This window comes from Saccharospirillaceae bacterium (genome assembly GCA_022448365.1).
Classification (GTDB): Bacteria; Pseudomonadota; Gammaproteobacteria; order Pseudomonadales; family Oceanobacteraceae; genus Bacterioplanoides.
Genome location: JAKVCS010000003.1, coordinates 1144559 through 1169125 on the forward strand (window position 1 = coordinate 1144559; position 24567 = coordinate 1169125).

Sequence of the window (24567 nt, forward strand, 5' to 3'; positions counted from 1 at the left end):
TAATGATCCTGAATCAGATTGCAACCTGCTTTTTAACTGTCATTGATGGCTTTTACCTTTTTCCTGCCATGTTCAACGCAATTCAAACTCCGTTTGACGGTGATCCAACACCTTAGAAGTGAGGGTAATTTCGCCCGTTTGAATCTGATGGCCTTCCAACTCCAACAGCTTTGCCTTGGTCTCAATGCCGCCAGCGTAGCCACGTAACGCGTTATCAGAGCCAATAACACGGTGACAGGGGACGACCAGACTGACGGGATTTCTGGCATTAGCACTGGCCACCGCTCGGACGGAACCCGGGTTGTTGATCGCTTCAGCTAACTGCTGATAACTGCGTAACTCTCCATAAGGAATTTGCTGCAGCGCCAACCAGACTTGTTGCTGGAAATCAGTACCTAATGGCTTGACCGGCAGATCAAACGTCTGCAGTTCGCCGCAACAATACGCAGTGACTTGCTGACGACAGCGATCAACCCAGTCAGCAATATCGGTATTCTGATTCGCCTGCCCCGGCTGAAAACGAATACTACGGATCACATCCCTCTCTCCTCGGATCACGATATCACCCAACGGGGACGCGACAACCAGGCAAACAGGTCCTTCTCGCTGAGTTATTTTTCCTGGGGTGCGAGCATGCAATACCGGCATTTGTTACTCCAATTACAACTGAATGACCCTTGCTACGAGGCAAGATTCGATAGCTTACCCTGATTATTACGCCTGACCGGTAGTTTTGAGTAATCAATGCACTCTGACACGGAATTAAATTGAGAATTGGCCTAATATGACAGCCTGCGCGATCAATTTGCCTATTCAGCTAACGGGATAAGCAGAGTATGATCCGCGCGCCTTTACGATACGATCAGAGACAACGTATGCATACCACCATGTTTGACACCCCGATCCTGAAGACCCTTCTGCGCTGGATATCCATCCTTGCGTTGAAACTGGCTGGCTGGAAAGCCGAAGGGGAAATTCCAAAGGATCTGAAAAAGTGCGTCATGATTGCGGCGCCGCACACCAGCAACTGGGATCTGCCTTTTATGCTGTTTATCGCGTTTAAACTCCGAGCGAAAATTTACTGGATGGGTAAAGAGCAAATATTCAAGCCTCCTTTTAAAAGCCTGATGATGTGGATGGGTGGCGTTCCTGTTGATCGCTCCAAAGCCAACAATATGGTTCAGGCATCCATTGACGCGATCAATGAAAATGATCAACTGTTTTTGATAGTGCCACCAGAGGGTACTCGTTCGAAAGTAACGTACTGGAAAACAGGTTTCTACCACATTGCACACGGTGCGGATGTTCCTATCCTGATGGGGTTTCTGGATTACAAAAATAAGCGCGGTGGCATTAAAGGTACCTATACCACTACCGGAGATATCGAAACCGACATGGAAGAAATTAAAGGCATTTACGCTGCGATCAGCGGCAGAAAAGAAGACCAATATCACGCCAACTGATAGCAGTCATTACCGACACAGGCCAACGATGCATTCTGGTCTGTGTTAAACTGCCCGACCGAGTTACCACACAGTTTTATTGTCGTCATGAGCAAGAAAAAGCGCCGCGATATTCCGCATTATCAGTTACCTATTATCGAAACCCACTTCCATCTGGATTACCTGAAAGAAGGAGAACCAGAAGAAATCCTGGCTGCCGGTCGTGCCATTGGGGTGGAACGCTTTATGACGATTGCCGTGCAACCCGACAATATGCCTACAGCACTTGGTTTGGCTGAACGTCATGAAGATGTTTATGCAACATTAGGGGTTCATCCCCATGAGGCCGCTTCATTTGATGAGGCTGCGGACAACTACATTCAGACACATGCAACGAACCCAAAAATTGTTGCTGTTGGGGAAATCGGCCTCGATTATTTCTACGATCACTGTGACCGGGATGTACAAAGAAAAGTGTTTAAACGGCAGTTACAACTGGCCATTGATTGTGAACTCCCCGTCGTCATTCACACCCGCGAAGCAGACGAAGACACCATCGAAATTCTGCAGGAATACGCCCCCCAGATGCCAAAAAAGGGCGTAGTACACAGCTTTACTTCAGGGCTGGAGCTGGCAAAAATTGCAGTGGACTTAGGCTTTTGCCTTGGAATTAATGGCATTGTTACCTTCAATAAAGCCGACAATGTTCGCGAAGTGGTAGCACAAACGCCATTGGAAAACCTGCTACTGGAAACGGATGCGCCGTATCTAACGCCAGTGCCTTATCGTGGCAATGAAAACGCACCGAAGTATTTGCCGTTCATTGCCGAAAAAATCGCCGATGTGAAAGCAATATCGGTCGAGCAAGTATTGCAGCAAACCTACAGCAACTCTGTAAGCACTTTCTTTAGCTGAGTTGCCTGATCATAGCCACTGAGAGTGCTGGCATGATTTATAACCAGCGCTCAAGTGCCTTGCGAATGGTCTCGACCTTCAGTGGTTTAGCAATGTAATCATTCATACCGGAATCGATACAGCGTTCATAAATCTGATCTGTCGTATTAGCAGTGCAGGCAACAATCGGTTGATGAAAACCAAATTCACGCAGTTGCCTGCTGGTTTCAAAACCATCCAGGCCGGGCATCTGGCAGTCCATAAGAATCAGGTCGTAGCGATTGTTTATTACCACGTCTAAACAGCGTTCACCGGATTCCACAGTATCGACATTCATGTTACTGAAACTCTTAAGTAACATCTTTTCAGCAACCTTCATATTAACCAGATTATCCTCAACGATCAGAACCTGGCGTTGACTATCAGCCTGGACATTCCCAAAACCATCGCGACGCGCAACAACCTCGACCGGAAACTGAACCTCAACCTGAGTACCGCCACTGGCATTGTCACGCAGAACCAGATGACCGCCCAGAATCTGACTGATGTGATTGGTAATTGTCAGACCCAATCCAACACCGTCGTAGCGCCGGCTGAAGGATGAGCTGGCTTGCTTGAATGCTTCCAGAACCTCACGTTTTTTCTGATCAGGGATACCAATACCACTGTCGGACACCTGAATCCAAAGGTAGCTCTGACCACCGCGCTCATGAATGCCCAATTCAACAATCACCATCCCCTCTTCGGTAAATTTCAGCGCATTATCAAGAAGGTGGCGGACGATTTGCCTGACCAGCGAAGGATCCGTACGGATGGCTTTGTTTTTCAGGCAACGGTCGTAGTCAACCACTAAGGAAATGCCTTTATTCATGGCAGATGCGGTAAACGCATCCATTAAGTTGGCCAGAATCTCCTCAACTTTATGATCCGAAAACAAAACCTGAAGTTTATTTTTCTCAGTATCAACAACAACCAGAACATCCTCCAACAGCTGTGTCAGATGGGTCAATGATTGCTCAGCCATGGCCTTATAATCATCAAATTCCGCCGCTGACTGCCCTTGCTCCATCAGTTGCAGCATACCAATGGCACCGTTAAGCGGGGTACGGAATTCGTGGCTCATCATCGCCAGAAATTCACTTTTCGCACGGCTGGCTTGCTGAGTTTTGACCTGCTCCTCCATCAACCGCTCGGTGTACACTTTTTGATCTTCTTCCGCCTGTTGAAGCGAATAAGCAAGCTGATTGGCGCTTACCTGAAGTCGGCCAACTTCAGCCCCGTTTTCCACTGATATTCGCGCGCTGTTTTCCCCTCTCGCCAATCGTGAGAAAAACTCCGACAGCTTCTCGAGGGAAGCAATAATATCGTAAGACGTCAGATGGCTGACGAATGCAGCAATGAGTACCACAATCAGTCCGGCGATTGCCGACTGCCACATAATGGTAATTTCGCGCTCACGCGTGAAGGCGTCGGTCATACTGAGGTTGATCGTCGCCAACAACTGAAACTGCGGAGAACCCGCTTCGACCTCATCGTATTCAGAGAACTCATCCAGCGGTTCCAGCTTCATGTTCACCTGAAAGCTCAGGATATGGATATCTTCGACTGCAACGGAATCGTACTGTTCATGCTTGAAGTTTAATAATTGCGCGCCAGCAGGATCCTGAAACTCAATCGCGACGACCCCTGGCTGCTGCAACGCAGGCTTTACCAAGGGATCAATCAGATCGTAGTTACCAGAAATAAGCGGGTACTCTACCGCTGCCGCAAGATCTTCAAGAATCAGCAAAGCGATACTGTTCTGTTCTGCACGCACATCGTCCCAACGCTGTAGCATATGGAATGCCGTCAGGATCAGGACGGCAGCACAGGTCGGAAATGCAGCAACCAATAAGATCCGACGACGCAACGACCACTGGCGAAACTTCATTTATTTCGCCTCCTGCTGAGAAATGGCTTCTTGCAGTTTATGTTCCGGCGGGAGCAGCAAGTTAAGTGAACGCCCTACTTGCTCGTTGTAGCGGACGTTAAAATAATGATTAAAGTCCGGCTCTGGCCAAGACCCTGTTTCAAGCCCCTGTTGTAGTATTTCTGATAAACGCTTAGCCACATCCGGAATATCGCTGTAGGTCGTCGCTAATGCACCGGCTTTAATATAAGCGCTGGAAGGGCCAATCAAAGGTTTATTCTGGCGATACGCCGTAATCAGAATGTTCTTAATATTCGCTGAGCTATATAGCTTGGGATCATAAACACCGATTAAGGCTTCATTGTTACGCAGTAATTCCACCAAAGCCCGATTAAGATTCTGATACTCAGAGACTGCATACCAACGCACATTGGCGATCTCCTTTACGGCCTTTACTGTTTGATGCCAGGGCGTAAGGTCAGCGACTAAAATACCAAAGGGTTTATCATCACCCAGAATCGTTGTTGCCAGGCGGATCTGGCGTGTCAGAGGGGGTTCAATAAAAATCGCTGAAGCGAGCTTACTTTTATACTGCTGCACTACTTTCCGACTGGTAAACACAGCAACAGCCAGCTGCTTGCCCCGCCAGCCAGACACAGCCTGGGGGCCAGCAAGAACAACGGCTTTATAAGAATCAACAGGAAAGTCATCGGTAATCAGACCAACATCGACATCTTGCTGCAGCTGCTCAGAGAGCAACTGCGCCAGCTGTGTCACCGATCCCATTTTTTTGTGACTTAAAACAGCAATATCAGCAGCTTCTGCCCGACTGATTACAGTCAGAAGCAGCAGAAGTTTGATTATCGTGTGCATTGCATCCTTGCCTGCGAAGCCCATGATTAGAAGTTCAGACCAACCTGCAAGTAATACAAGTCATCAGTGGCATAGTCCTGATTACCGTAGACAAGAGGGTTGTCGTCAATGATATGATGCCAGAACACTCCGATCCATGGTGTGTAACCATTTATTTGCCATTCTTTTCTGACATTAACCTCGTATCGACGATAACGGCGTGACGGGTTGTTCTCATATGCGTCATACCAGAAATGTGAAGCCGTTGCATTCCAGCCATTGCCCGCATGATGCCAGCTGGCTACTATGCTGTCTTTTGCGGTGGCGCGGGTTTCTACGCGATTCAGGTTTTTAATTTCCTGGTCATCAAGGCCGGCAGTGCTGCCCAGTTCAAAGTTGGTATTAACGTATGCGGTAGCAATACGCAGCCAGTCTCGTTTAGTAACATTCCAGGTAAATTGCAGCTCTGCACCGTCAATTGTCATTTCATTATCAGAGCTAATAACCGTGGTTTTTAAGGCAATGGGATTTGAGATTAACTGGGTTAGCTCATCCCGATAAAGTTTGAGGTCCCACTCAAAATCACCGGTTTTGCCATAATATCCCAGTTCAACACTGGTGATTTTTTCGTGGTCCAGGTCACGTTTTATATCGGCTTGGTTAACAAAAATGCTGCCAGAATCCAGATTCAGGTAATTGTCACTCAAGTCATTAATGCGGATACTGTAATCGGGCGATTGTTCAACCAGATCGGGCGAACGCACAGCCTGAGAGAAAACAGCACGGATGCTATGTTGTGGCGCCAGCAAAAAATTCACGGCAAAACGCGGCGAGAAAGCATCGTCATTCTGATCTTCGATTTCGTACATACCACCACCGTTAAAGATCAGCCAGTCGGTGACTCGCCACTCAGCATTCGCAAACAAGCGATAGGTATCGTTGTGAGCATTACCATCGAATAACGTTTTCGAACTCACGTCATCGCGACGCAAACTCACACCTGAAACTGTGCGGAACTGCGGGCTCCATTGCACGGTATCCTGCCATTCAATGTCAAATCGCTGCTCCTGAACGCTGCGGTCAGTATATCCGCAAACTTCCTGGTAAGGGTTTACCCCTGGCACTAGAGCCCGACCAGCTGTTTTGGTAATCAACGCTAACTCGTCTTCATTAGCGGTCGCGATTAACTCAGCAGGAAATCCATTGCGAAACAAGGCATTCGCCAACCCGGGGTTGATTTGATAAAGCTTAAACAAATCCGGATCTATCCCCGCAGTAGGCACGCAAGCGTCAGCCTTTTGCGTGCGGCTATCGATTTGCCAGTAAGCCTGCAAATGAGAAAAATGACGACTGCTGAACTCGTTATTCCATTTCACCCATAAATGCCCCTGCTCAGTTTTCTGATCGGGGAACGTTGTATCGTAAGCTTCTTCCTTACGAATATCAGTGTGTCCTTTTTTATAAGAGCCCTGAACATCCAAGTGTGAATAGGCATCAAGTTGTCGACTGACATAGGCGGAAACAAAACCATGCCGCCGGCTGTTGCGATACTCGTCTTTATTGGTCGCACCACTGCCATCAAAACCGTCATCGGCATTAATCTGGGCACTAACCCGGTAACTTAATTGATCCTCGGCTCCGGAGTAGCTTACAAATGAATCATCGTACCCCTGGTTACCGTTACGGTAGCGCACTCGAGTTCCGAGCGTGTCTGCCGGATGTTTACTGATGATGTTTATAACGCCCAAAAACGAATTGGCACCGTAAGTGGCCGCATTGGGTCCACGAGTTACTTCAATCCGCGCAATATCTTCAAGTGCAAGGGGAATATCATCCCAGACGACTGAAGCGATTGCCGCTTTGAATACCGATCGTCCATCAATTAAAACCTGTAATCGGCGCATGATATTAGGCGTCGAGGCGTGGTAGATAACGGATGCATTGTTTTCGTCATCGCCATGACCAATAAACATGCCCGGCACAAAACGCATCAATTCCGGAATGGTGCGCACACCCCAAGCCTGAATCTGCTCAGCGGTGATCACGGTGACACTGGCAGGCACTTCCGCGCGCGGTTGTTTCAGACGCGCGGCGGTTAATACAACGGGAATATCGTCTTCGAGAATAAAGGGTGAATCCAGCTCGAACTCTTCGATTGCATTGGCTTTTATCGCAGTTAACAGCAGCAATGGTAATGCAAGTCCATGCCGTGTCATAAGTTTGCTAGTCAGCTTGCTTTTACAGATCATTTTACAAGTCATAAAAAATTGTCTGGGCGCGGGGGCTCCATTGAGTCTAGGCATATACGGCACTTTAGTAAAAGGAATACCCTCACCTACAACTATCGGCTGATATTTATACTGTTGGCAGGCTGTAAGAGCAAGCGTCTAGCCGCTATAATCCGGCCATTCCATTCATTAACCGAATCATTAACCGGAATTTATTATGAGCTACAACGCGATTTCAGCTGGTAAAGATCTGCCTAACGACGTTTATGTTGTTATTGAGATCCCTGCAAACCACTCTCCGATCAAATACGAGATCGACAAAGACATGGACTGCCTGATGGTTGACCGTTTTATGGCCACTCCAATGTTCTACCCAGCGAACTACGGCTACATTAATGACACTCTGGCTGACGATGGCGATCCATTAGATGTGCTGGTTGTAACTCCATACCCAGTGCAGCCAGGTTCTGTAATCCGTGCCCGCCCTGTTGGCGTGCTGAACATGGAAGACGAAGCAGGTGAAGATGCGAAGCTGGTTGCAGTACCACATGAGAAACTGACTCAGCTGTATAACGACGTTCAGGATATCAACGATGTACCTGAATTGCTGCGTGAACAGATCAAGCATTTCTTCGAGAACTACAAAGACCTGGAAAAAGGCAAGTGGGTAAAAGTTCAGGGCTGGGGTAATGCTGACGACGCGCGTAAGATGATCGTCGACTCTGCCAAAGCTTACCACGACGCCAAGTAAGCCAGTGTCGAACAACAAAAAAGGAGCCATGAGCTCCTTTTTTGTTGTCAGTTATTCGATACCAAACTTCTGCTTCAATAAGCGTAACTCTTCTTCGGCTTTATCAGCCCGCTGTTCAGCGGCAATCTGAGCGGTGACATCTTTTTGTACGCCAATGTAGTACATCAGCTGGTCCAATTCGTTAAATACCGGTGAAATACTCAGCTCGTTCCAAAACAAGCTGCCATCCTTGCGGTAGTTACGAATCACAACACGAGCACTTTCGTCGTGTTCGAGTGCGACTTTGAGATCATTCAGCGCTTGCTGATCACGATCACCCGCCTGCAGAAAACGACAGTCTTGGAAGAGGATTTCATCCGCTTCATAACCTGTCAGCCTCTCAAACGCTTTGTTCACGTAAATCAGAATGTTGTCATCACCTTCACGCTCGGCAATAACAATACCTTCGCTGGAAGCATCAACAGCTTTCTTCAGTAAATCAAGATCAATTGCCGTATTGGAGTCCAATGACCGCCTCCGGAGAGAAAAAGAACAAATTCATACCCGGTAATTTACTACGACACGTTGAGAAGAAAAAGATCAATGTCGAAGTTACGCATCACTTTTCGCCAATTCTTTTACATTGTGTATAAGTACTTATAAAATCAAGCCTCATAGCGAACCTAAAGTAAGAGTACACAATGGCGAGTAGCAACAACGACGGTCAAGCCGCCTATTTTCCCATCCGGGTGGTTTCTCAGCAAACCGGTGTTAATGCAATTACACTGCGCGCCTGGGAGCGACGCTACAACCTGTTAAGTCCAAAACGCACAGCAAAAGGTCATCGCCTGTACTCTGACGTAGATATCCGTCTGATCAAACAAGTAGTTGGCTTGCTCAACCGTGGCATTCCCATCTCGCAGGCGCAAGCCATGCTGAGCGAGAACAGCATCGAGACGGCGCCACTGAAAGTCGACAGTGCAGAGCAAACCTCACAGTGGCAACACTACCGCGAGACGCTTCATCAGGCACTTCACAACTTTGACGAGCAGACGCTTGATGCTGTTTTTGAAGAAGCGACACGCTATTTTCCGGTCGATATTACGCTGAGGTTTTTGTTAATCCCGATTTACAACCAACTGAAAGATCAGTGCCAGGCGGAATTGGGCAAAGCCAGGCTGGGTTTTTATTCGGCTTTTTTACAGGCTCGACTGGCAACCCGTCTATACGACAACAGCAATGCTGCTGCTCAGGAGCAAGCAGCAATTGCGATCACCAACTTCAGTCAGCAAGACGATGTATCGCTTCTGTTAATGGCAGTATTACTGAAACAACTCGGTTTGCGCCCTCATTATTTCAGTGGGTTTTTAAACGGCTCGAACATCACAGAGCTGATCACATCCGGTCCGTGGCAAGCCTTCCTGGTACAAATGACGGAAAGCGCTGATTCAGCCCAGTTTAAGCAGCTGCAACAAGCGGCGATCGAGTCTGGCAAGCCCATCTTCGTTATCGGTCTGCCAACAACAATGAACGATACCCTGCCCCATCACAATCTGATTCCAGTCTCCAAAGACATTCAGGAATCCGCACTAACGGTTCGGGATTTATTAACAGGAATGCCGGCATGAGCCAGCCCGTCTACGAAATCTTACAACGACACCCAGACCTTCTGAAACGGGCATTAATCATCGGTAATGGTGCTGAACTCAGCAGCGACTGGCAGCAACTAGTGATTGCGCAGGGTGCCCGAATTCTGACCTGGGACTGGCAAACCTACATCCGCTACAACCAGCTCGATAATGCACTCAAGCAATTTGCAGTTCCCCAAAACGACTGCCTTGACTGGCAACCAGAGCACATCATCGTGTTATGGCCTAAATCCAAACCTCTGGCGAAAAGTCTGATTCAGTTTACCTCAAGCCATGCTGATCGTTGTTTTGCTGTTGCGGCCAACGATGCCGGTGGAAAGAGCATCGGAAAAGCCTGCGCCGACCTCACCCGAAACAGTGAAAAACTCGACAGTGCGCGGCGCTGCTCGTTATGGCAACTGGACTTGATTCGTACCGACAGCTTCAACTGGCTGAAGCAGGCTCAGTCGTTTACCTGGGATAAACAGGCCTATATGACGCTGCCAGGGGTATTCAGTCACGGTAAACTGGATACCGGAACTCGCGTTTTGCTGGAACACTTAGCTGCTCCGGCCCATGGCAAAGTGCTCGACCTGGGTTGTGGCAGTGGTGTGATTGGTCTGAGTTTGAAACAACGCCAGAATGCTCTTGATATTACTCTCGCTGATGTCGATGCATTCGCCTTGAGAAGTGCCCAACTCAATAGCATGCGACTGGGTGCTGCTGCGAACGTGACCGCCAGTGATGGCCTGCAGCAAATTGATGGTCTGTTTGATTACATCATCAGCAACCCGCCCTTCCATCAAGGCAAAGAAACAAACTATCAGTTTGCTGAAGATCTGTTCCGCCAGGCAAAGAAACATTTGGTGAGTGATGGCCAGTTATGGATAGTCGCTAACCGTCACCTGGCTTATGAGGAGTGGGCCCTGCAGAGCTTTGCCAGCGTTGAGATACTGGCTCAACAAGACGGCTTTAAAATATTGTGCCTGAGCCAGATTAAAGGGAACTAACGGTATGACGGCATCCGGGTTGTTACTGTTTCTACTGTCAGCCTGTTTATACGCCAGTGTAACTCAAGCACAGCTCACCAATACTGACGAAGCTTACAACCAGTTCAACTACCGGGCGCAGCACTTCAGCCATTGGCAGCCGAACACTGCACTGGATATGTTGATTCATATTCCCGGCGTTACCCTGCAACAAGACAGTGAAGGTCAACCACTGCTGCAGATGCACGGAATGGGAAATCGTTATCTGGCCATTCTGGTTGATGGTCATCCACTCAGTGGAGACAGTATTAACAATGCCGTCAGCGCCCGCCAGATTCCTGCCAGTATGATCGAACGAATTGAGGTAACCCGCAGTGGGCGCGCAGATCTTGATTCGCGTGGCGGTGCAGCAGGAACCATCAACCTGGTATTGCGCAACAGTGACCAACAAGATCATACGTTGCGCCTGTATGCTGGTGCATTGCCGCTGAATTCAGCGGCCGCCGTTAACGGTTCACAGCTATTTGGCCAGCATCAGTTCTACTATGCGTTTGACTGGCAAAAGAGTCGAAATAAAGTACACGCAACGGAAATTGATCGCTCTGAGGAGCAATCACGCAGCAAAGACCGTTGGAATAGCCAGCAAGCCGATGACCGCACCAGTTATTATCTTGGCTACAGCCGAACCAGCAGCCAAACACACTTTACCAGCACTTTGCTGCACTTAAAAAATTCCGAAGAAAACCGATCCAGTGGCAGAGTCGATCCTAATCTCCGTAACCTGCAAAACCAGAACGGCGACGAAAACAGCGTTCGCTGGCGTACGCAGATCGCCAGTGATTGGTCGCATATGCGCTGGCAAAGTTCGTTAATTGCAGAAGTCCACAACAAAACGCAACAGCTGCAAGGCATTCAAGTTAAGCAAGATGATAACCGCTGGCAGTTTACCGCCAACCTTCAGGAAGTTGTCGATGAGCATCATTGGCAAGCAGGGCTAAATGTAAAACACATGCGCCGGCAGGTAAAAAGCGATCAGAGAATTAACATCAATGAATCGACACCACTCAGTTACGAAGTTGATGATCTTTCATGGCATTTCTTTGGCCTAGATCGCTGGCACCTTACCGACTCAACACGATTTGAAGCAGGTTTTCGTATGGAAACGTACAGCCTGAAACAAACCGACCAATTGAGTGAATCCAACACCTCTGAAACAACCGGCGATACCTACTGGCTCCCCAGCTTCCATCTGAAACATCAATACAATGATGAACTAGAATTGCAATTCAGTACTTTCCAGAGTGTCCGGCAGCCAGAACTGACAGCACGAATCCCCTATCGTATCCGCCAACAAGATGTCGAGCTGAGAGGCAACGGAAATCTGCAGGCAGAGCTGGTCAGTGCGGCAGAAGCAACGATTCTCTATCACGACCGGTGCAACATGAACCAGTTCAGGCTCAGCCTTTTTCAGCGCACCATCAATAACGCAATACTCAATATCAGTCGCCAGGAACCGCTCGACAACGGCACTGTGACCGTCATCGAACCGATTAACAGCGAAGTCAACGGCCGATTACGAGGCCTGGAAGTGGACAGTAGAATCCAGCTCTCTCCTGACCTGTCGTTAACGGCAGAGGCCGGGATCTACACCTCCTTCATGCGCGCGACAACAGAGCGTTCCAGCCAACCATTGGCGCATCAACCCCAGTACAGCGTAACCCTGGCCGCTGATGGTAACTGGTCTCATTGGAAATACGGTATTTTCTGGCGCTATCAGGGAAGTAGTGAAGAGAAGATCAATATTGACGGCGAAAACGTAAAAATAACAAGCCAGCTCGGCCAGCAACTCGAACTCTATTTAAGCCGACAGTGGCATACGTGGCATATGAGCCTGGGCGTTAAACAGCTACTGGATGACAACTCAGTGATATCTGATGCTAACACTCAATTGACATATCATCGCCAACCACGCTGGCAAGCTCAGATATATCATCAGTTTTGACTCAAATCCGAAATAGTTACAAATCTTTTTTTGTAGCTATTTCATAAAGTTATATTCTCCGGCAAAGCAAAAACAGAAACTGCCAGAGAAGTTGCCTGGGCAAATTCTTATTTCTTTCTACCATTCAGATAATTGATGTGGAGAGATGCTCATGATTATAACCTACAGTCTACTGGGTGCACTTTTGCTGTGTGGTGCGGCGTATACCTGCCTTATCCAACAAAAGAAAGCACAATTGCCCCAGGAAATTTTATTGGAACAGCTGACTGATAAACACTAACCCTGTTGCAGTTTATTTGCCGGAACCTTTATCAGCAGTGTCAGTAACAATAACAAGGCCGGAATTGTGCTGAATAATAGTCCTTGCCAGCCGAGATACATCAGGACGGTACCCGACGCCAGGGCACCGAGGGCCTGAGCGGTAAATACCAGCATGTCGTTTACACCCTGAACCCGGCTGGCTTCCTCAGCGCGGTAGGTCAGGGGCAATAACGCGGTTCCTGCAACAAACATCAGGTTCCAGCCCAGACCAAGCAATATCAGCCCGACCCAATAATGCACCAGGGTTTGATCAAAACCCGATACCAGCAAAGTTCCGGCATAAACGATGACCCCCAATAAAATCATACGGTGATAGCCGAGATAGCGCACCAGCTGACCAGATATCAGTGAGGGTAAAAACATCGCTGCGATATGACTCTGAATCACCCATTTGGCTTCCATCACAGAATGATTATCCAGCGTCGTCATACTCAGGGGGGTTGCCGTCATAATAAAGGCCATCAGACCGTAGCCTCCGACACCCGCTGCCACCGCCAGCCATAAAACTGGCTGCGAGAAAATCTCAGCGATCGGTCGTCCACTGTTATTCGCCTGCCGCTGCGGTAAATGAAGGGGCGGTAATACCCAATAAAACACCGCCAATACAGCAATGAATAGCACAGCCAGTCCCCAAAATGCCGAAGCAAAGCCATAATCTGGCCAGAGGGCCGATAATGACGTCAATTCAGGGCCAAGGAAGGCAGAAACAAGACCACCCAACAGCAGACGTGCAGCAGCAACGGGTTTTTTATCGGCAGTCACGCTGTCCATCGCGACAAAACGAGATTGCTGCATCACAGCAATGACGCCACCCAGGGTCAGAGCCGACAGCGAAAACCCCCAGAAAGACCCGACTGCGATGGTAAATCCGGCAACCAACGAGGATATACCACCCATACCAGCGGCCAGCAAAAACAGTCTACGCCGACCCAATCGCTGTGCCAGACGCGACGCTGGCAATGCGGTTATCGCGGTCCCAACAATCATAAGCGCGATCGGCAGTGTCGCAAATCCCGGATCGGTATGGAGTTGCTTGCCGATCAGTCCGCCGGCAAACACCATGAGCGGCGCAGCGCTGAGAGCCAACGCCTGTGTCAGCATCAACCACCAAACGATGGCGGACCCCTGAACACCAACTGGCATCAGGGCATATTGCGCGAGTAGAAAATTTCCAGCATTTCCTTGCGCACCTTAGCTTCAACTTCGTGGCGTTCGGTCACTGTTAAGCTCTTTGAGCCTTCACCAAACAGATAGTTATCCAGCACAAAATCCTTCAACAACATTTTTGTATGGAACGTGTTCTCCTGATACACATTCACATCAATCATCTGATAAGCGTTTTGAGTATCTTCACTCAGATAGTTTTGAATCGAGTTAATATCGTGGTCGATATAATGTTTGACACCGTCAACATCACGGGTGAAACCACGCACACGATAATCGCAAGTCACAATGTCTGAATCGAAACTGTGGATCAGATAGTTAAGTGCCTTCAGTGGCGAGATCAGACCGCAAGTAGACACATCGATGTCTACCCGGAAGGTACTGATGCCGCCGTGCGGGTGACTTTCAGGGTAGGTGTGAACCGTTACGTGGCTCTTATCCAGGTGAGCAACCACAGAATCTTTTAATGGACCCGGCGCTTCTTCCATCAGATCCGCCGTTGGCGGTACTTCGTGTTCAGCGATCAGAATGGTGACGCTGGCGCCCTCCGGTTCATAATCCTGACGTGCAATATTCAAAACATTGGCACCGATGATATCAACAACATCTGTCAGGATTTTGGTCAAACGATCTGCACTGTATAACTCATCGATATATTCGATGTACTCCTGACGCTCTTTCTCAGTTTGCGTGTAACAAATATCGTAAATGTTAAAACTCAGAGACTTGGTCAGATTATTAAAACCGTGCAGACGCAACTTCTTGTTCAATAACGTATCCTCAATTCAAAAACAGTTGCAGAGATTATTCTGCGTCAATCACAACATAGCTATGACTGATTTCTACCCCACCCTGCTCCAGCATAATGGAGGCGGAGCAGTATTTTTCTGCCGACAATTTAACCGCCCGCTCAACCAGGGACTCCTTCAGGTTCTTTCCGGTTACTTTGAAGTTCACATGAATCTTAGTGAAAACAGACGGAACCGCATCAGCTCGTTCGGCTTCGATTTCGGCAATACAGTCAACGACCTGCTGACGCTGCTTCGATAAGATACTCATCACATCAAAGCTGGTACATCCACCCAAACCCAGTAATAACATTTCCATCGGACGCACCCCCATGTTGCGCCCGCCATGGTCTTCCGGGCCATCCATCACAACGCTATGGCCACTTCCCGATTCGCCCAGGAACATGGCATTATCAACCCACTTTACTGCTGCTTTCACGTGAATACTCCAGTGTTATTTACCTACCCCGCTCAGACGGCGCAGATTACCACAGGGCAGGATTGCCGGAGAAGAAAAATTGTGACGCCGATACGCGAACAGAATGGCACAATCACCGCAAAACGATCCCCGATTACCATTGTTATTGTGACTTACATAAGTCGTCATAATCAGTAATAATCTTGCATTGTATTCTGACCGGATGTCACCTTATGAGCCTTCCTCCCATCATTCCTAAACACCAACACCTGGAAGACTTTTTATCTCATTGCCATCGACGTCGCTATCCGGCGCGCAGCACCCTGATCTACGCAGGCGAAGAGAGCAACACACTGTACTATCTGATCAAAGGTTCCGTTACCGTATTCATTGAAGACAGTGATGGTCGAGAGATGATCATGGCCTACCTCAACGAAGGCGATTTTTTCGGCGAAATGGGCTTGTTTGATGAAGAACAACAAGAACGTACGGCCTGGGTAAAAGCCAAAACAGAGTGCGAAGTCGCTGAAGTCAGCTACGAAAAATTTCAGGAACTGGCCAACCAGGATTCACAACTGATCTTCCGGATTTTCCGCCAGATGGCCGAACGTCTGAGCCGCACAACGCGCAAAGCCGGTGATCTGGCGTTTCTTGACGTAACTGGCCGGGTTGCACGTACTCTTCTGGATCTGAGTAAAGAACCGGACGCAATGACCCATCCTGATGGCATGCAGATCAAGATTACACGCCAGGAGATTGGCCGAATCGTTGGCTGCTCTCGTGAAATGGTCGGTCGGGTACTGAAAGATCTGGAAGAACAGGGACTGGTTTCTGTTAAAGGAAAAACAATGGTGGTATATGGTACGCGATGACGTTACAACCGCTACCCAAAACACCAAGTCCCTCATTCTGAACTAGAATAAGTGAATGTTTATTCTTACCGCTGGTCAGCCCCATAACCTCAAGCGACATCAGGTTGGAGTTTTATATGCCAGATGACTTTCTCTTTGCTGACGATAATAATTCGGATCGTCAGACACCAACCAACAACACCGAAAAGATGGTATGGAAGGTTCTGATTGCTGATGACGAACCCGATGTTCATCGCATCACCCGCATGGTTCTGACCAGCTTCCAGTTCGATGGACGCAAGATGGAACTGATCAGCGCCTACAGCGGCGAGGAAGCCAAACAAATCATGCGCGATAATGACGACATCGCCATGGCTTTGCTTGATGTGGTCATGGAAGAGGACCATGCCGGCCTGAATGTTGCCCGCTACATTCGTGAAGACCTGAACAACCGTTACACACGAATTGTGCTGAGAACTGGCCAACCGGGGCAAGCACCCGAGCATGAAGTCATACGCACCTATGATATCAATGACTATAAAGACAAGACCGAGCTGACGACCACCAAACTCAATACCCTGATGTACGCCACCCTACGAAGCTATCGCGATATTTGCACCCTGGACGAGCATCGTCGTGGCCTGGAGCATGTCATTAAAGCATCGGCTCAGGTATTCAGCGCAGGCAAAATCAGTAAATTTGCCTCGGCTGTTCTCGACCAGGTCACCAACCTGCTGGGCCTGGAGCAGACGGCACTGTATTGCTCAAGCAGCTCACAGCTAGACCATCTGAACCTGCATGAAAAACGTTTCCGAGTATTGGCAGCGACCGGTGATATGCAAGAGTTCACCGACATGGATAGCTTCTCCACCATGCCCGACTATATCCGTGCAGGATTTGAAGCCGCGATGAAAACGCAGTCAAGCCAATATTATGACGACTACTATATCGGCTATTTTGCTTCAGAACGTGGTAGTGAAAGCTTACTGTATGTGGCGTATCACAAAGAGCCTTCTGCACTGGACAAACAATTGTTGGAAATATACGCCACCAACGTCGCCATTACCTATGAAAACCTGTTGATGCGTGAAGACATTCTCGAGACCCAGCGCGAACTGGTCTACGTTCTGGGTGAAGCGGTGGAGCAACGCTCCAAAGAAACCGGCGCCCACGTCAAACGAGTGGCAAAAATATCTCGCTTATTGGCTGAAGAATATGGCCTATCCGAGGCGGAAGCTGAACTGATCAAACTTGCATCTCCGTTGCATGATGTTGGTAAAGTCGCGATTCCGGATAAGATTCTGAACAAGCCCGGAAAACACGATGCCGAGGAATGGGAAATCATGAAAAGTCATGCCGCCATCGGTAAAGACATTCTGTCGAAATCCGATCGGCGGATTCTCCAGCTGGGTGCCATTATTGCGGGTCAACACCATGAGCACTGGAACGGCCAGGGGTATCCGGAGGGTTTAAAAGAAGAAGAAATTCATATTGCGGGTCGCATAACAGCGCTGGCCGATGTGTTCGATGCGTTGGGCAGTGAGCGATGCTATAAAGAGGCATGGCCACTGGAAAAAGCTCTGACATTAATCGAACAACAATCCGGTAAGCAGTTTGATCCCGATCTAGTTCGTATACTATTGGATAATATCGACAGAGTTGCACAAATCCGCGAGCAATTTCCGGATTAGTCCAATACAGAAGTGCCCTCAGAAAAGCTCTACATCCCCGCTTCCTTCAGCCTCACCTGCCAGCTGTCGGTACCTCTCGTTTTCCTCTGTCAGGACCAGGTCTTTCAGGTCAAGAAGTTCGTCGTCGTTTAATTCGGTAATATCGAGGCTTTGAAAAGTACGCCGCAGTGCTGCATCAGCCTGGTAACATTGCCGATGTGCCGGACCACGCTTTGGCACGGTTAAGCCATTTGGGCCAAAGACAGGCTTTTTACAAAAAACACAGTTAAGTGACATATTACCAAAACTCAGAGTAACAGCACTGAGTGTAGTCTCTGCTTCCTGCAACGGCTTGTGAATAGCAAAAAACAGCCGAGATTTAAACTTTTTCAGGAATTATCATCAGATACGGAGTATCGATCATTAATTCGACTCCGATGAAATTGCACCAGGCAACGTTTTCTCTGTTCGGTTCCCCGATACATCCTCAACGATCAACGTCCATTCCGTGCTGTTATTCCGGTTTGGGCACACTACCCGAATATGACCGTTATAAATTACCGAACCGTCACAGCGCTCCCCGAATGGATTTTGCAACCAAACGGCACGAATACCCATGCCATCGTCATAAGCCATTCCGCTTACAACCGTTGGCTCATTGCTGCGCCAATCGGCAAATTCAACCACCGGCGCATTGTGGTCAGGAAAGCTACTGACAGACCATTCATCGGTTCCTTCCTGACGTTCGGTTTTATTGGAAAAGCCATCACCATCACGATCCGGGTCGCTATTATCGCCCAGACCATCGCCATCTAAATCGGCCCATTCAGATTGGTCATCCGGGAACGCATCGTCTGCATCGGGGTAACCGTCGCCATCACGATCATCGTCCAAACTATTGGGAATACCATCACCATCACTATCGCTGGAAACTGATGCGGCATCGGCCGGATCGGTACCCACCGCAGTCTCGTAATCATTACTGATACCATCACCATCAATATCGGCATCACTGTTGTCGCCGATACCATCAAGGTCCAGGTCTGCCCACTCACTTGCGTCGCGAGGGAATACATCCTGGCCGTTGTTAATGCCATCGCCGTCGATATCCTCGTCTAATGCATCCGGAATATCATCGCTATCAAGATCGGCAGGCGTTGAAGCCGCATCCATTGGATCAAAATTCAGACGCACCTCATACTCATTGGAAATGCGATCGCCGTCGATATCCAGATCGGAATTATTACCAATGCCATCGCCATCAAGATCTCGCCATTCGGATGGATCTCTGGGAAAGGCATCGTCGGCATTCAAATAACCATCACCATCGATATCGTCATCAAACAGGTCCGGAATCTTATCATCGTCCAGATCATCAGGACGAGAGTTACCATCAGCCGGATCAGTGCCAGCCTGAATCTCATAATCATTGGTAATACCGTCGCCGTCACGGTCGGTATCTGAGTTGTCACCGACACCATCATTATCGATGTCATTCCACTCTAATTTGTCATTCGGGAAACGGTCAATGGCGTTGCCAATAGTATCGCCATCGCGGTCACTATCGAGAGCATCAGGTACACCGTCACCATCGAGATCTGCAGGCACGCTGGCGGCATCTAATGGATTAAAATTCAACCGTCGCTCAAAATCGTTGTTGATGCCATCGTTGTCCTGATCAGGGTCAGAGTTATCGCCGACACCATCACCATCAAAATCTGTCCACTCACTGCCATCTCTGGGAAACGCATCGCTATCATTCGGGCGACCATCATCATCAATATCACGATCGACAACATCCGCGACGCCATCATTATCGAGATCAGCTGGAATACTGGTTGCATCCAGATCATCGGAACCAGCCTGCTTCTCTACATCGTTAGAGAAGCCGTCATTGTCTCGGTCTTCATCGGCATTATCACCAATACCGTCATTGTCAGAGTCAGCCCACTCATCCGGGTCAGCCGGAAAAACATCCAGAGCGTTATCCACCCCATCGCCGTCGCGATCAGAATCAAACGCATCTGGCATTGCATCACCGTCTTTATCCTGCGGAAAACTGCTCGCATCCAATGGATCGGTGCCCATGTGCAGCTCAAACACATTCGGAATTCCGTCACCATCAGCGTCCATATCGCGGTTATCGGGTAATCCATCGCCGTCCGTGTCAGCCCAGTCACGGTGGTTATCAGGATACAAATCGTCAATATTGTCAGTACCGTCACCGTCACGATCACTATCTAACGAGTCCGGAATACCGTCACCATCAATATCACCCGGAACCGAGTTTTTATCCTTGGCATCCGTTCCTACCCGATCTTCCAGATCATTACTGATACCATCATTATCCCAGTCCTGATCTTCGTTATCGCCAATGCCATCGCCATCCAGATCCGACCATTCCCGCTCATCCAGCGGAAATGCATCTTCTGCATTGCTATAGCTATCGTCATCCATATCCTCATCAAGCAAATCCGGCCAACCATCATTATCGTAGTCTGCCGGTGTTTCGCTGCTATCGAGCGGATCAGCATTGAGCTGAATTTCCAGATCGTTACGAATACCATCGCCGTCGATATCTTTATCGCTGTTATCTCCAATACCATCGCCATCGGTATCCAGCCATTCGGACGGATCACCCGGAAAATCATCTTTCGTATTACGCACCCCGTCATTATCTGCATCATCATCCAGAGAATCCGGAATGCCATCGTCATCCGCATCCGACTGATCCGCTACGTCCGGGTTTGTGCCAGCGGCTTTTTCCAGAAAGTTGGAAATCCCGTCACCGTCACGGTCGGTATCGAGATGATCGGCAATGCCATCACCATCTAAATCGCTGATTTCTGCCTGTACAGGCATCATCGCCACAGAAGCTGAGATGATAGCGCTGGCTAATAAAGATCGTGACAAACGGCTCGGGATGAAAAACATAACAACTTCTTTTTTCGTTTTTATTTTCGTATTTTCAGAATGCTTAGTGAGAATGGCAAATAAGAAATGCTTATTTTACGTCCGCTTCTTCCATCTGCTTTTTCAGGTACTGCTCTTCAGAATCACTTTTCGCAAACCCGTAGCGACAGTGTACCGGGCGTTTTTTGTGATCAACCAGAATGCCCGCTACTTCATTGCCGTTGGTTGGGCGCAGCAATAAATACCCGTTCGCACAGAATGCTTCTTTGCCAGAGTTTTTGGGAGACACTTTGGTGGCTGCTTCGGTATTCAGTGAGATCAATTTGAACTCAGCAATGGTCGCACCATCGAAATTAGATGGATGCTTAATATAACCATACCAATCCAGAGCAATGACCGAACCGATAATGCCGACAAATAAACCTACCGCGATCCATTTTACTTTATCTTCCTGCGGTTCCTGTACAGGATTGTGTGATTGAGGCAACGGCTCACTCATGGTTTTTCCTCGTTATTATCCTTTCCCCAGGCAGGCATTAGCTGCTGGGAAATATTTAACTGATTTAAAATTCTCGCCACAACAAAATCGATTAAGTCTTCGATGTTCTCAGGCTGATGATAAAAGCCAGGGGACGCTGGCAATATTACGGCACCCATTCGTGTCAGGCTTAACATATTCTGGAGATGAATCTCAGAATAAGGCGTTTCCCTTGGAACCAGAACTAATTTACGTCGTTCTTTTAGCGCGACATCCGCAGCACGTTCGATTAAATTATTACTGGCACCTGTAGCAATCGCTGATAATGTTCCGGTGCTGCAGGGACACACTACAACCGGTCCTGGCTGGCCCGAACCAGAAGCCCATGGTGCCATCCAATCTTCGCGACCGAAGGCGCGAATCAACTCAGCATCGACATGAAAGTGCTTGGCAAGAAACTCAGCCTGAGCCTGAGGTTTAGCCGGAATCGCCAGATTAATCTCTGTAGCAAATACCAGTTGCGCAGCTTTGGAGATAATCACATCAACAGGCCTGGATGCCTTAACCAACACCTCGATCAAACGTAATGCATATAAGGAACCAGAAGCTCCGGTGATTGCGACACAAATGCGTTCACTACTCATAACTGGCTTTCCTTCATAACTGACAGTCTTGCAAATCACTCAGCAATAATTTCGGCAGTCCGGAAAAACTGCCATTGGACATCACAACAATACGATCGCCCGGTTGTACCTCAGCACAGATGGCCCGACGCAACCGCGTTAAATCATCAAAACACTCCGCCTCAATTTCACACTGGTGGGCCACTTCTGCCAATGACCAATCGATATTGGCCGGCTGAAACCAAAACGCTTTATCAGCATCACTGACAGACTGCGCTAGCTCATGTTTATGCACACCCAGCTTCATGGTGTTGGAACGCGGCTCAAGCACCGCAATAATACGGCCCTTATTAGTCTCTGCCTGCAACCTCGCTTTAGCACCCGCGAGAGTGGTGGCAATGGCCGTTGGGTGATGGGCAAAATCATCAATAACCTGAATACCGTTTACGTCACCGACCAGCTCCATTCGGCGTTTTACCGAAATAAACTCGCCCAGAGCTTTAGCCGATATAGTCGGCGTGACGCCCATATGGCGTGCAGCAATCATTGCGGCAATAGCATTACTGACATTGTGTAAACCACTCAGCTGCCAGTTCACCGTGGCCTCAGTACCGTCGGCCAACAAGGTAAATTGAGAGGCGTCAGCCTTATCCAAACGCCATAACCAATCAGCCGGAACATGATCGTCGTCCCGGGCAAATCTCTGAACAGGCGTCCAACTCCCCAGGCCGATGACACGCTCCAAAGCATCTTCAGACGCAGGCATAACCAATAAACCATTGGCTGGAACCGTTCGAACCAAGTGATGAAACTGACGCTCAATAGCCGCAAGATCAGGGAAAATATCGGCGTGATCAAATTCCAGATTATTCAGGATTAAGGTACGTGGCTGATAGTGTACAAATTTGGAACGTTTATCGAAGAAGGCCGTATCGTATTCGTCCGCTTCGATAACAAAGAACGGCGAATCACCGAGTTCTGCAGATCCTGGAAGTCGCGCCGAAACACCAAAATTTTCCGGCACACCACCGATCAGATAACCGGGTGCCATCTTTGCGTATTCAAGAATCCAGGCCAACATACTGGTTGTTGTGGTTTTACCGTGAGTGCCTGACACCGCAGCCACCCACTTTCCACGCAACACGTATTGCCCCAACCATTGTGGCCCGGACATGTATGGAATACCGCGTTCCAGTACAAACTCAACCGACGGATTACCGCGGGACAAGGCATTGCCAATGATCACCAGATCAACGTCCTCTGGAATATTGACCGGATCAAATCCATCGTTCAATTCAATACCAGCAGCCAGCAGCTGATCGCTCATCGGCGGGTACACACCCGCATCCGATCCCGAGACCCGATGACCCATATCTTTAGCCAGCTTTGCCAGAGAACCCATGAAGGTACCGCAGATACCGAGAATATGTAGGCGCATAGGAGTTGAAGCCATGGATTTAGTAGGTATTTCGTAACTGAGAATAGGCGCTAGTGTACTGGCATCTGTGCTTGTCCCCAAGCGCTCAACCATGACTTTTGCCAACTTGGCGACATCTTTGTCGCCGTTCGCACAGAGATTGACTGAAATTCCAGCAATTTTCCGGTAGTATGCGCGCAATTTTGAATAAGATAAGCGTGAGAGGATCACCCACTATGCAACGTCTGCGTACTTTTCTGGACCAGCACTGCGACAATCAGGCCGTCACTGAAATCATCGACGGCCTGATGGTAGCCTGTAAGGATATTACCCACCAGCTACACCTTGGCTCTCTTGCCGGTATCCTGGGCAGCGCTGAACAAGAAAACGTACAGGGCGAATGCCAGAAGAAACTGGACGTTATTTCCAACGACATGATCAAGGACACGCTGGCAAAGATCCCTGCTGTTAAAGGCATTGCCAGTGAAGAGGAGGACGATCCGGTTGCCTGCAATAGCGACGGCGAATACCTGGTACTGTTTGATCCACTGGATGGTTCTTCCAACATTGATGTTAACGTCACCGTCGGCACTATTTTTTCAATTCTGAAAGCCGCCCCGGGTTCCGATGCCGGCGAACAGGAAGCCTATTTACAAGCAGGTACCGAACAAGTAGCCGCAGGCTATGTGTTGTACGGTCCATCGGCTCTGTTGGTTCTGACCGTTGGCAAAGGTGTATTCTCTTTCACACTCGACCCGCGTGACGGCGAGTTCTTCTTGCAACGTGAAAACATTCAGATTCCTGCAGAAACTCAGGAGTTTGCCATCAACATGTCGAACCAGCGCTTCTGGCTTCCAGAGATGCAAAATTACGTTGCGGACCTGTTACAGGGCGAAGAAGGCCCTCTGGGTAAACGCTACAATATGCGCTGGATTGCATCGATGGTTGCTGAAATTCATCGCATCCTGACCCGCGGTGGTATTTTTATGTACCCATACGATAAACGTGACCCGAAAAAACCAGGCAAACTGCGTTTGATGTATGAAGGCAACCCCATGAGTATGCTGGTTGAACAAGCTGGCGGTAAAGCGTCAACGGCATTTGAAGAAATCATGAATGTGAAACCAGAAGGCATTCATCAACGCGTATCCGTTATTATGGGCTCTGCCAGTGAAGTGGATACTGCCGTGAAATATCATCGCTAAAGCTTTAGCTATAAAAAACACACCACCTGAAAAAACCGGATAACG

22 protein-coding genes are annotated in these 24567 nt (G+C 48.7%); 9 read left to right on the forward strand and 13 right to left on the reverse strand.

The window, feature by feature from the left end:
- Positions 1 to 72 precede the first annotated feature (72 nt).
- On the reverse strand, positions 73 to 537 hold the full coding sequence (locus tag MK185_08885; protein ID MCH2040736.1) for a methylated-DNA--[protein]-cysteine S-methyltransferase: 465 nt from the start codon (positions 535 to 537) through the stop codon (positions 73 to 75).
- Positions 538 to 875: 338 nt separating this feature from the next.
- Between MK185_08885 and MK185_08890 the strand changes: the two genes are divergently transcribed.
- Together MK185_08890 and MK185_08895 are read left to right on the forward strand one after the other, a co-directional pair.
- A complete protein-coding gene (locus MK185_08890; GenBank protein ID MCH2040737.1) occupies positions 876 to 1463 on the forward strand; it encodes a lysophospholipid acyltransferase family protein in 588 nt (195 codons plus the stop codon).
- Positions 1464 to 1505: 42 nt separating this feature from the next.
- A complete protein-coding gene (locus tag MK185_08895) occupies positions 1506 to 2357 on the forward strand; it encodes a TatD family hydrolase (protein MCH2040738.1) in 852 nt (283 codons plus the stop codon).
- A 37-nt stretch (positions 2358 to 2394) separates the two neighbouring features.
- Here MK185_08895 and MK185_08900 read toward each other — a convergent pair whose 3' ends face one another.
- From MK185_08900 to MK185_08910, 3 genes are read right to left on the reverse strand one after another with little or no spacing between them, the layout of a single operon-like run.
- A complete protein-coding gene (locus MK185_08900; protein MCH2040739.1) occupies positions 2395 to 4266 on the reverse strand; it encodes a response regulator in 1872 nt (623 codons plus the stop codon).
- On the reverse strand, positions 4267 to 5118 hold the full coding sequence (locus MK185_08905; GenBank protein ID MCH2040740.1) for a hypothetical protein: 852 nt from the start codon (positions 5116 to 5118) through the stop codon (positions 4267 to 4269). It lies immediately after the preceding gene.
- A gap of 26 nt (positions 5119 to 5144) precedes the next feature.
- The gene (locus MK185_08910) at positions 5145 to 7313 is read right to left on the reverse strand and encodes a TonB-dependent receptor (GenBank protein ID MCH2040741.1); all 2169 of its coding nucleotides are present in this window, start codon (positions 7311 to 7313) and stop codon (positions 5145 to 5147) included.
- A gap of 229 nt (positions 7314 to 7542) precedes the next feature.
- On the opposite strand from MK185_08910, the gene ppa reads away from it, so the two are divergent.
- On the forward strand, positions 7543 to 8076 hold the full coding sequence (gene ppa / locus MK185_08915) for an inorganic diphosphatase (protein MCH2040742.1): 534 nt from the start codon (positions 7543 to 7545) through the stop codon (positions 8074 to 8076).
- A gap of 51 nt (positions 8077 to 8127) precedes the next feature.
- On the opposite strand, the gene MK185_08920 is transcribed toward ppa, so the two are convergent.
- Entirely contained in the window at positions 8128 to 8583 is a 456-nt protein-coding gene (locus MK185_08920; protein ID MCH2040743.1) for a PAS domain-containing protein, read from the reverse strand.
- A gap of 173 nt (positions 8584 to 8756) precedes the next feature.
- On the opposite strand from MK185_08920, the gene MK185_08925 reads away from it, so the two are divergent.
- Genes MK185_08925 through MK185_08935 form a run of 3 tightly spaced genes read left to right on the forward strand, consistent with a single transcriptional unit; the run spans position 8757 to position 12674 of the window.
- On the forward strand, positions 8757 to 9683 hold the full coding sequence (locus MK185_08925) for a MerR family transcriptional regulator (protein ID MCH2040744.1): 927 nt from the start codon (positions 8757 to 8759) through the stop codon (positions 9681 to 9683).
- Positions 9680 to 10693, forward strand: a complete 1014-nt coding sequence (locus MK185_08930) for a class I SAM-dependent methyltransferase (protein ID MCH2040745.1) — start codon at positions 9680 to 9682, stop codon at positions 10691 to 10693. The genes MK185_08925 and MK185_08930 overlap by 4 nt, the downstream gene beginning before the upstream one ends.
- 4 nt (positions 10694 to 10697) lie before the next feature.
- Positions 10698 to 12674 carry a TonB-dependent receptor gene (locus MK185_08935; protein MCH2040746.1) on the forward strand — a complete coding sequence of 659 codons (1977 nt, stop codon included), beginning with the start codon at positions 10698 to 10700 and terminating at the stop codon, positions 12672 to 12674.
- Positions 12675 to 12950: 276 nt separating this feature from the next.
- On the opposite strand, the gene MK185_08940 is transcribed toward MK185_08935, so the two are convergent.
- The 3 genes from MK185_08940 to MK185_08950 are packed head-to-tail and all read right to left on the reverse strand — an operon-like array spanning position 12951 to position 15386.
- Positions 12951 to 14138 carry an MFS transporter gene (locus MK185_08940; protein MCH2040747.1) on the reverse strand — a complete coding sequence of 396 codons (1188 nt, stop codon included), beginning with the start codon at positions 14136 to 14138 and terminating at the stop codon, positions 12951 to 12953.
- Positions 14138 to 14929, reverse strand: coding sequence for an adenosylmethionine decarboxylase (gene speD, locus MK185_08945; protein MCH2040748.1), 792 nt, complete (start codon positions 14927 to 14929; stop codon positions 14138 to 14140). The genes MK185_08940 and speD overlap by 1 nt, the downstream gene beginning before the upstream one ends.
- A 34-nt stretch (positions 14930 to 14963) precedes the next feature.
- Positions 14964 to 15386: an OsmC family protein gene (locus MK185_08950; GenBank protein MCH2040749.1), complete on the reverse strand. Its 423-nt coding sequence runs from the start codon at positions 15384 to 15386 to the stop codon at positions 14964 to 14966.
- 212 nt (positions 15387 to 15598) lie between these two features.
- On the opposite strand from MK185_08950, the gene crp reads away from it, so the two are divergent.
- Together crp and MK185_08960 are read left to right on the forward strand one after the other, a co-directional pair.
- Positions 15599 to 16237 (forward strand): cAMP-activated global transcriptional regulator CRP, encoded by a 639-nt coding sequence (gene crp / locus MK185_08955; protein MCH2040750.1) that lies wholly within the window; start codon positions 15599 to 15601, stop codon positions 16235 to 16237.
- Positions 16238 to 16353: 116 nt separating this feature from the next.
- Positions 16354 to 17907 (forward strand): DUF3369 domain-containing protein, encoded by a 1554-nt coding sequence (locus MK185_08960; protein MCH2040751.1) that lies wholly within the window; start codon positions 16354 to 16356, stop codon positions 17905 to 17907.
- Between the two features lie 18 nt (positions 17908 to 17925).
- On the opposite strand, the gene MK185_08965 is transcribed toward MK185_08960, so the two are convergent.
- The 5 genes from MK185_08965 to mpl all read right to left on the reverse strand — a co-directional run bounded on the left by MK185_08965 (position 17926) and on the right by mpl (position 23338).
- A complete protein-coding gene (locus tag MK185_08965) occupies positions 17926 to 18183 on the reverse strand; it encodes a DUF2175 domain-containing protein (GenBank protein ID MCH2040752.1) in 258 nt (85 codons plus the stop codon).
- 126 nt (positions 18184 to 18309) lie between these two features.
- Positions 18310 to 20820 (reverse strand): thrombospondin type 3 repeat-containing protein, encoded by a 2511-nt coding sequence (locus tag MK185_08970; protein MCH2040753.1) that lies wholly within the window; start codon positions 20818 to 20820, stop codon positions 18310 to 18312.
- Positions 20821 to 20890: 70 nt separating this feature from the next.
- Positions 20891 to 21298 (reverse strand): hypothetical protein, encoded by a 408-nt coding sequence (locus MK185_08975; protein MCH2040754.1) that lies wholly within the window; start codon positions 21296 to 21298, stop codon positions 20891 to 20893.
- Positions 21295 to 21921 (reverse strand): UbiX family flavin prenyltransferase, encoded by a 627-nt coding sequence (locus tag MK185_08980; GenBank protein MCH2040755.1) that lies wholly within the window; start codon positions 21919 to 21921, stop codon positions 21295 to 21297. The genes MK185_08975 and MK185_08980 overlap by 4 nt, the downstream gene beginning before the upstream one ends.
- 13 nt (positions 21922 to 21934) lie before the next feature.
- On the reverse strand, positions 21935 to 23338 hold the full coding sequence (gene mpl, locus MK185_08985) for a UDP-N-acetylmuramate:L-alanyl-gamma-D-glutamyl-meso-diaminopimelate ligase (protein ID MCH2040756.1): 1404 nt from the start codon (positions 23336 to 23338) through the stop codon (positions 21935 to 21937).
- 215 nt (positions 23339 to 23553) lie between these two features.
- Here mpl and MK185_08990 point away from each other — a divergent pair, with 215 nt between their 5' ends.
- The gene (locus MK185_08990; GenBank protein ID MCH2040757.1) at positions 23554 to 24522 is read left to right on the forward strand and encodes a class 1 fructose-bisphosphatase; all 969 of its coding nucleotides are present in this window, start codon (positions 23554 to 23556) and stop codon (positions 24520 to 24522) included.
- Positions 24523 to 24567: the final 45 nt, after the last annotated feature.

Coding starts and splice junctions, on each gene's coding strand:
- MK185_08890 (MCH2040737.1), top strand. CDS start 876: ATGCATACCACCATGTTTGACACCCCGATCCTGAAGACCCTTCTGCGC.
- ppa (MCH2040742.1), top strand. CDS start 7,543: ATGAGCTACAACGCGATTTCAGCTGGTAAAGATCTGCCTAACGACGTT.
- MK185_08905 (MCH2040740.1), bottom strand. CDS start 5,118: ATGCACACGATAATCAAACTTCTGCTGCTTCTGACTGTAATCAGTCGG.
- MK185_08975 (MCH2040754.1), bottom strand. CDS start 21,298: ATGAGTGAGCCGTTGCCTCAATCACACAATCCTGTACAGGAACCGCAG.
- MK185_08900 (MCH2040739.1), bottom strand. CDS start 4,266: ATGAAGTTTCGCCAGTGGTCGTTGCGTCGTCGGATCTTATTGGTTGCT.
- MK185_08965 (MCH2040752.1), bottom strand. CDS start 18,183: ATGTCACTTAACTGTGTTTTTTGTAAAAAGCCTGTCTTTGGCCCAAAT.
- MK185_08935 (MCH2040746.1), top strand. CDS start 10,698: ATGACGGCATCCGGGTTGTTACTGTTTCTACTGTCAGCCTGTTTATAC.
- mpl (MCH2040756.1), bottom strand. CDS start 23,338: ATGCGCCTACATATTCTCGGTATCTGCGGTACCTTCATGGGTTCTCTG.
- MK185_08925 (MCH2040744.1), top strand. CDS start 8,757: ATGGCGAGTAGCAACAACGACGGTCAAGCCGCCTATTTTCCCATCCGG.
- MK185_08970 (MCH2040753.1), bottom strand. CDS start 20,820: ATGTTTTTCATCCCGAGCCGTTTGTCACGATCTTTATTAGCCAGCGCT.
- MK185_08940 (MCH2040747.1), bottom strand. CDS start 14,138: ATGCCAGTTGGTGTTCAGGGGTCCGCCATCGTTTGGTGGTTGATGCTG.
- MK185_08990 (MCH2040757.1), top strand. CDS start 23,554: ATGCAACGTCTGCGTACTTTTCTGGACCAGCACTGCGACAATCAGGCC.
- MK185_08910 (MCH2040741.1), bottom strand. CDS start 7,313: ATGACACGGCATGGACTTGCATTACCATTGCTGCTGTTAACTGCGATA.
- MK185_08930 (MCH2040745.1), top strand. CDS start 9,680: ATGAGCCAGCCCGTCTACGAAATCTTACAACGACACCCAGACCTTCTG.
- MK185_08960 (MCH2040751.1), top strand. CDS start 16,354: ATGCCAGATGACTTTCTCTTTGCTGACGATAATAATTCGGATCGTCAG.
- MK185_08980 (MCH2040755.1), bottom strand. CDS start 21,921: ATGAGTAGTGAACGCATTTGTGTCGCAATCACCGGAGCTTCTGGTTCC.
- crp (MCH2040750.1), top strand. CDS start 15,599: ATGAGCCTTCCTCCCATCATTCCTAAACACCAACACCTGGAAGACTTT.